The organism is Actinomadura sp. NPDC048032 (assembly GCF_040653175.1).
Taxonomy (GTDB): domain Bacteria; phylum Actinomycetota; class Actinomycetes; order Streptosporangiales; family Streptosporangiaceae; genus Spirillospora; species Spirillospora verrucosospora.
In genome coordinates this window covers 1-1,787 of sequence record NZ_JBEZJP010000763.1, presented here as the reverse complement: position 1 = coordinate 1,787, position 1,787 = coordinate 1, and the positions used below count along the sequence as shown (strand labels likewise).

At 71.4% G+C, this 1,787-nt stretch carries 1 protein-coding gene and 1 pseudogene; one reads left to right on the top strand and one right to left on the bottom strand.

Annotated elements, in window-relative coordinates:
* Positions 1–161: 161 nt before the first annotated feature.
* Positions 162–1,358, bottom strand: coding sequence for an acyl-CoA dehydrogenase family protein (locus tag AB0C69_RS41985; protein WP_360362445.1), 1,197 nt, complete (start codon positions 1,356–1,358; stop codon positions 162–164).
* Positions 1,359–1,419: 61 nt separating this feature from the next.
* Here AB0C69_RS41985 and AB0C69_RS41980 point away from each other — a divergent pair.
* Positions 1,420–1,787: pseudogene (locus AB0C69_RS41980) on the top strand (hypothetical protein); the annotation flags it as partial.

Below are 1,787 nucleotides of genomic sequence, written 5' to 3'. Positions count from 1 at the left end.
GCCAGAACAGCGCGGACGCGGGTGTCCTGCTCACGGGGAACGCCCCTCAGAAGCCGCCGAAGTGCCCGACGATGGAGGGCCCTCCGGGCCCGAAGGAGGAGGGCACTGCAAAAGGCACAGCAGGGTCCTCAGGGCCCGAAGGAGGAGAGAAATGCAATAAATCAGCTCTCGTGGCGGCGGAGTTCCTGGCGGGCCACGGTGCGGACGTGGACCTCGTCGGGGCCGTCGAAGATGCGCATCGCGCGGACCCAGGAGTACATCGCCGCCAGCGGGGTGTCGTCGGAGACGCCGGCGGCGCCGTGCACCTGGATCGCGCGGTCGAGCACCTCGTGGACGACGCGCGGCACGACCACCTTGATCGCGGCGATCTCCGTCCGCGCGCCCCTGGCGCCGTGCCGGTCGATCAGCCAGGCGGTCTTGAGGGTCAGCAGCCGGGCCTGCTCGATCGCCATCCGCGACTCGGCGATCCGCTCGCGGACCACGCCCTGTTCGGCCAGCGGCCCGCCGAAGGCCTCGCGGGACAGCGCGCGCCGGCACATCAGCTCCAGCGCCCGCTCCGCCATGCCGAGGGCCCGCATGCAGTGGTGGATGCGGCCGGGCCCGAGCCGCGCCTGGGCGATCATGAATCCGTCGCCCTCGGCCGCGACGAGGTTCGACGCGGGCACCCGGACGTCCTCGAAGAGGATCTCCGAATGTCCGTGCTGGTCCTGGTAGCCGAACACGGGCAGGTGCCGGACGATCGTCACGCCCGGCGCGTCGCGGGGCACGAGCACCTGCGACTGCTGCCGGTGCGGCGGCGCGCCGGGGTCCGTCCTGCCCATCACGATGAAGATCTTGCAGCGCTCGTCGGCGGCGCCGGTGATGAACCACTTGCGGCCGTTGACCACGTACTCGTCGCCGTCCCGGACGATCGAGGTGGTGATGTTGGTGGCGTCGGAGGAGGCGACGCCCGGCTCGGTCATCGCGAACGCGCTGCGGATCTCGCCGTCCAGCAGGGGCCGGAGCCAGCGCTCCTTCTGCTCGTCCGTGCCGAACATGTGCAGGACTTCCATGTTCCCGGTGTCGGGCGCCGCGCAGTTGACCGCCTCCGGGGCGAGGTCGGGCGAGCGCCCGGTCAGCTCGGCGAGCGTCGCGTACTCCAGGTTGGACAGCCCGGACACGTCCGGCAGGAACAGGTTCCACAGGCCCCGCTCGCGCGCCTCGGCCTTCAGCTCCTCGACGACCGGGGGCAGCGCGTGCGGGTCGTTCTCCGCCCGCCAGGCGGCGTAGACGGGCTCGGCCGGGTAGACGCGCGCGTCCATGAACTCCTGGAGCCGGTCCCGGTAGTCGCGTGCCTTCGGGCTGAGTTCGAAGTCCATGGCCCGCATTCTGACAGAACGGGATTCGGTTGTTTCGCCGGGGATCGCCTACCATCGGCCCGTGAGCGTCAAAGCTGTGATCACCGACTGGGGCGGCGTCCTCACCTCCCCCCTGGCCGAGGCCATCGAGGTCTGGCTCACCGCCGACCGCATCGACGTCGAGCGCTACAAGACCGTCATGCGCGCCTGGGTGAAGCAGGCCTACGACGGCGCAGGGACGAACCCCATCCACGGCCTGGAGGACGGCACCCTGCCGACCGCCGAGTTCGAGCGGCTCCTCGCGGCCGAGCTGCTCACCGTCGACGGCGCCCCCGTGGAGGCCGCCGGGCTCATCGCCCGCCGCGGGAACACAGGCCGTCGAAGCGCGGGCCGTCGAAGCACAGGCCGTCGAAGCACAGGGGAGCGGCGCATGAGCGTGCTGCCAGGGGC